Annotated in this window: 4 protein-coding genes; 1 reads left to right on the forward strand and 3 read right to left on the reverse strand. The window is 69.1% G+C overall.

Annotation, left to right across the window (positions count from 1 at the left end; translation table 11 throughout):
* Positions 1 to 107: 107 nt before the first annotated feature.
* The 3 genes from B447_RS21240 to B447_RS21250 all read right to left on the reverse strand — a co-directional run bounded on the left by B447_RS21240 (position 108) and on the right by B447_RS21250 (position 2,883).
* Positions 108 to 902 carry an ABC transporter ATP-binding protein gene (locus B447_RS21240; RefSeq protein WP_004248861.1) on the reverse strand — a complete coding sequence of 265 codons (795 nt, stop codon included), beginning with the start codon at positions 900 to 902 and terminating at the stop codon, positions 108 to 110.
* Between the two features lies 1 nt (position 903).
* The gene (locus B447_RS21245) at positions 904 to 1,794 is read right to left on the reverse strand and encodes an ABC transporter permease (protein ID WP_004248862.1); all 891 of its coding nucleotides are present in this window, start codon (positions 1,792 to 1,794) and stop codon (positions 904 to 906) included.
* Between the two features lie 96 nt (positions 1,795 to 1,890).
* Positions 1,891 to 2,883, reverse strand: a complete 993-nt coding sequence (locus tag B447_RS21250; protein ID WP_002927800.1) for an ABC transporter substrate-binding protein — start codon at positions 2,881 to 2,883, stop codon at positions 1,891 to 1,893.
* A gap of 172 nt (positions 2,884 to 3,055) precedes the next feature.
* On the opposite strand from B447_RS21250, the gene B447_RS21255 reads away from it, so the two are divergent.
* On the forward strand, positions 3,056 to 5,774 hold a 2,719-nt coding region (locus B447_RS21255), incomplete at its 3' end, for an error-prone DNA polymerase (RefSeq protein WP_004248864.1).

A 5,774-nucleotide genomic window follows, 5' to 3' on the forward strand; every position in this document is an offset into this window, starting at 1 on the left:
CCCCTCGCGGCTCGCGCCGCTCCCACGCGGGGGCGATGCGCGCCGCGGGGTGCCGTAGGCGCGACGCAAGTCGCGAGCCTTTCGGGCATCGGCATCCGTGCAGGCGTTCAGCTCAGCAACAGCTTGTCGTCGTCGATTTCCTCGCCGCGCACCTTCTCGAACATCGCCAGCAGGTGATGCACGTCGAGGCCCTCGCGCTCCTCGCCCGCCACGTCGAGCACTACCCTGCCCTGATGCAGCATCACCGTGCGCTGGCCGACGTCGAGCGCCTGGCGCATGGAGTGCGTGACCATCATCGTGGTGAGCTTGTGCTCGGCGACGATGCGCACGGTAAGTTCGAGCACGAAGGCCGCGGTGCGCGGATCGAGCGCTGCGGTATGCTCGTCGAGCAGCAGCAGTCGCGACGGCCGCAGCGCCGCCATCAGCAGGCTCACTGCCTGGCGCTGGCCGCCGGAGAGCAGGCCGATGCGGTCGGACAGGCGGTTCTCCAGGCCCAGACCGAGGGTCGACAGCTGGGCGCGAAACTCCTCGCGCAGCGCCGGCTTGACGGCGAACGAGAAGCCGCGACGCTCGCCGCGCACGCTGGCCAGCGCCATGTTCTCCTCGATGGTCAGGTCCTCGCAGGTGCCCGCGAGCGGGTCCTGGAACACGCGGGCGACGTGGCGCGCGCGCGCCCACACCGGCTGACGGGTCATGTCGATGCCGTCGATCTCGATCCTGCCGCTATCGACCTTCTGCTCGCCGGAGACGGCATTGAGGAAGGTCGACTTGCCGGCGCCGTTGGAGCCAATGACGGTAACGAACTGCCCGGTCGGGATCTCGAGCGACATGCCGCGCAGAGCCTGGGTCTCGATCGGCGTGCCGGGGTTGAAGGTAAGGCGAAGGTCGCTTGCTTTCAGCATCTCAGTTCCCCCTCTTGCCGGACCAGTGCGCGCGCAGCTTCGGCACCACCAGCGCGACCGTCACCAGCACCGCGGTGACGAGATTGAGATCCTGCGCCTGCAGGCCGATGAAGTCGGAGTTGAGCGCGACCGCGATGAAGAAGCGATACACGATGGCGCCGACGATGACCGCGATCGTCGCCAGGTAAAGCTTGCGCGAAGGCAGCAGGCTCTCGCCCACGATCACCGCCGCCAGGCCGATGACGATGGTGCCCACGCCCATCGAGATGTCAGCCCCGCCCTGGGTCTGCGCGAACAGCGCCCCGGCCAGGCCGACGAGCGCGTTCGACAGCGCCATGCCGGCGAGCACCGCCAGCCCGGTGTTGACGCCCTGGGCACGTGCCATGCGCGCATTGGACCCTGTGGCGCGGATGGCCAGCCCGGTCTGGGTGGAGAAATAGGCATCGAGCCCGAGCTTCACCACGATCACGATCAGCACCAGCAGCAGCGGGCGGAACACGTAGTCGACCAGCGCCTCGGGCTGGAGCAGGTTGAATACCGTCGGCTCCATGATCAAGGGCACATTGGGCTTGCCCATGATGCGCAGGTTGATCGAGTAGAGCGCGATCATCATCAGGATGCTGGCGAGCAGATCCATGATCTTGAGGCGCACATTGAGCCAGCCGGTGATCATGCCAGCCGCGGCACCTGCCAGCGTGGCGGCAATGGTGGCGGTAAAGGGGTCCTGGCCGGCTGCGATCATGGTCGCGGCAACGGCGCCGCCGAGCGGGAAGCTGCCATCGACGGTAAGGTCGGGGAAGCGCAACAGGCGGAAGGAAATGTACACGCCCAGCGCAACCAGGCTGAAGATCAGGCCGATCTCCAGTGCCCCGAGCAAGGTGTAGAGCGACATGGGAAATAACCGTTTGAGGATGGGCGACGAGGAAACCCCGCCGCGAACACCCGGGGCGACTGCACCGCGGCAGTCGCGTACCGGGCTTGCAGCCGCTTACTCGACGACCTGGGCGGCGTCCTTGATGAGCGCCTCCGACAGCGTGATGCCCTGGCGACGGGCGGCGGCCGGGCTCACATGGAGGTCGAGCCTGTTGCTGGTTTCCGAGGCGATGTCGCCCGGCTTCTCGCCCTTGAGGATACGCGCCACCATGTGGCCGGTCTGCACGCCGAGCGCCTTGTAGTCCATGCCATAGGCGGCGACGGCGCCACGCTTGACGCTGTCGGTGTCTGCAGCCACCAGCGGGATGCCGGCATCCATGCCGACCTTGACCAGGGCCTCATAGGCCGACACCACGTTGTTGTCGGTGCTGGTGTAGAACACATCGACCTTGCCGATCAGGCTGCGCGCGGCAGAGCCGACGTCAACCGAACGCGGCGCGGCGGCCTCGACCAGGCTCATGCCGTACTTGGGCAGCAGTTCGCGCATGCGCTCGAGCACCACCACCGAGTTGGCCTCGCCCGGGTTGAAGACCATGCCGACACGCTTGGCCTCGGGCGTCACGCGCTTGATCAGCTCGATCTGCTTGTCCAGCTCGAGCGCATCGGACACGCCCGTGACGTTGGTGCCCGATGCGGCCAGCGACGGCACCAGCTTGGCGGCGACCGGGTCGGTCACTGCGGAATACACCAGCGGGATGTTGCGCGTTGCCGCAGCCACGGCCTGGGCCGAAGGCGTGGCGATGGCGACGATGACGTCGACGCGGTCACCGATGAACTTGCGCGCGATCTGCGCCGCCGTGCCGGTGTTGCCCTGCGCGCTCTGGTACTGCCACTTGAGGTTCTTGCCCTCCTCGAAACCCGCCTCGGCCAAGCCTTGCTTGACGCCATCGCGCACGGCGTCGAGCGCCGGATGCTCGACGATGGCGGTGATGGCCACCGACTTCTGCTGCGCATGGGCTGGCGTGCCCAGCGCAAATGCCAGTGCCAGGGCGCCGAACAGTGCGGCGCGGGTCATCTCGAAGCGCATCGAAAACTCCTTGCTGGCCATATCGGCCCGAAAATGATCTGCAGACTCGGCCTGCGACAGCGCCGGCCAAAGCGCGTGAGTGTACCGGGCCCGCCCGGTTTCCGCGACAGCAAAGACGAGGCTGCCAGCGGACGACGCCCTGGGTGCAGGGCACGCGCTTGCGTCTGAAGCTGTATTTTTTTACAGTCCACCTGTGACTCCGCAACATGCCGAACTCCACTGCCTCAGCAATTTCAGCTTCCAGCGCGGCGCCTCGCACCCCGAGGAGCTCGTGGCGCAGGCGGCGGCCTTCGGCTACACCGCCATCGCCCTCACCGACGAATGCTCGCTCGCGGGCGTGGTACGCGCCCACCGTGCGCTGCAAGCCCTGCCTGCCGACGCACGGCCGCAGCTGATCATCGGCAGCGAGCTTCAACTTGCCGACGGCCCCTGCATCGTGCTGCTGGCCGCCACGCGCGCCGGCTATGGCCAGCTGTCTCGCCTCATCACCCAGGCCCGGCGCGCAGCAGACAAGGGGCGCTACCACCTCACCCGCAACATGGTCGAGGCTGCCTGCCGCGAGGGGCTGCAGACCGACTGCCTGGCGCTGCTGGTCGCGCCGGCGGCATTTCCGCCCCGCACCGGCGTTGACGCTGCCAGCACGGCGCTGGCGGCCGATGCCGCGTGGCTGGCGCGCTGCTATCCCGGCCGCAGCTGGCTGACGGTGACGGTGCGGCTCGATGGCCGCGACCGCGCCCGCATCACCCTGCTGCGCCGCATCGCTCGCACCACCGGGGTGTCCGCGGTCGCCGCGAGCGCCGCACTCATGCACGACGCCGCGCGCCGTCCACTGGCCGACGTGATGACCGCGCTGCGCCTGCACTGCAGCGTCGCCGAGGCCGGACTCGCACTCGCCCCCAATGCGGAGCTGCGCCTGCACGATCGCGACACCCTCGCCCGCCGCTACCCCCCCGCTCTGCTCGCCGAGACCCTCGCGGTCGCCGCACGCTGCAGCTTCAGCCTCGACGAACTGCGCTACGCGTACCCGGCCGAGCTCGTCCCCGCAGGCGAGACTCCGGCGAGCTGGCTGCGTCGGCTGGTGGAAGGCGGGCTGTGCTGGCGCTACCGCGGACAGGCCGGCCACGCCGTCGCCGAACCCGCGGCGGGCGAGCTGCCACCCGCCGCTGCCGATGACCCTGCCCCACCCCAGGTGCGCCGGCAGATCGAGTACGAGCTCGCCCTCATCGTCGAACTCGGCTACGAGCCCTACTTCCTCACCGTGCATGACATCGTCCGCTTCGCCCGCAGCGTGGGCATCCTGTGCCAGGGCCGCGGCTCGGCGGCGAATTCGGTGGTGTGCTGGGCACTGGGCATCACCGAGGTCGATCCGACATTGGGCATCATGCTGGTCGAGCGTTTCATCTCGCGCGAGCGCAACGAACCACCCGACATCGACGTCGATTTCGAGCACGACCGCCGCGAGGAGGTCATCCAGTACATCTACCGCAAGTACGGCCGCGAACGCGCAGCGCTGGCTGCCACCGTAATCAGCTACCGGGCACGCAGCGCCCTGCGCGACGTCGGCCGTGCCCTCGGTCTGGACGAGGCGCAGATCGAGCGCCTGACGCGCGAGCACCACTGGTTCGACGGCCGTCGCATCCTGCCCGAGCGCCTGCAGGAAGCGGGCTTCGACCCCACCAGCCCGGTCACCCGGCGCCTGGTCGCGCTCACCGAGGAACTCATCGGTTTTCCGCGCCATCTGTCGCAGCATGTCGGCGGTTTCGTCATCGCCCGCGGCCGGCTCGACGAACTGGTTCCGGTCGAGAATGCCGCCATGCCAGAACGCACCGTGATCCAGTGGGACAAGGACGACCTCGACGCCGTCGGCCTGATGAAGATCGACGTGCTCGCGCTCGGCATGCTGTCCGCACTGCGCCGCGGCCTGGCCCTGGTGTCGGCCTGGCGCGGGCAGGCACTGACGCTGGCGAGCATCCCGCGCGAGCAGCCCGCGGTGTACGCGATGCTGTCGCGCGCCGACTCGATCGGCGTGTTCCAGGTCGAGTCGCGCGCGCAGATGACCATGCTGCCGCGCTTGAGGCCACGCCGCTTCTACGACCTGGTGGTGGAGGTCGCCATCGTGCGCCCCGGCCCGATCCAGGGCGGCATGGTCCATCCCTACCTGCACGCGCGCGAACGCGACGCGCGCGGCGAGGACCCCATGGACGGGCTGCGCCCGGAGATCCGCGGCGTACTGGCGCGCACGCTCGGGGTGCCGATCTTCCAGGAACAGGTGATGCAGCTGGCGGTGGTGGCCGCCGGCTTCACCGGCGGCGAGGCTGACCAGTTGCGCCGAGCGATGGGCGCCTGGCGGCGCAAGGGCGAACTCGAGCGCTACCGCGAACAGCTCCTTGCCGGGCTGGCAAAGAACGGCTACGACGCCGACTTTGCCCAACGCCTGTGTCAGCAGATCGAAGGTTTCGGCAGCTACGGCTTTCCCGAGTCGCACGCTGCCAGCTTCGCGCTGCTGGTGTACGCCTCGGCGTGGATGAAGTGCTTCGAGCCCGCCGCCTTCCTGGCCGCCCTGCTCAACAGCCAGCCGATGGGTTTCTATTCGCCCTCGCAGCTCATCCAGGACGCACGCCGCCACGGCGTCGAGGTGCGCGCGGCCGATGTATGCACCAGCGACTGGGACTGCACGCTCGAAGCCGTCCCACCCGCCAGCGCGGACACACCCGACACCGCTCCAGCCGCTGCGCAGGCCGCCGTGCGCCTTGGTCTGCGCATGATCCACGGCCTGGGCCGGGATGCAGCCGCCCGCATCGTGGCGGCACGCCTCGAACGCCGCTTTGCCGATACGCAGGACCTCGCGCTGCGCACCGGGCTCGACGGCGGCACGCTGCGCAGGCTGGCGGGCGCCGGCGCGCTCGCCAGCC

Source organism: Thauera sp. 27, assembly GCF_000310125.2.
GTDB classification, from domain to species: Bacteria; Pseudomonadota; Gammaproteobacteria; order Burkholderiales; family Rhodocyclaceae; genus Thauera; species Thauera mechernichensis.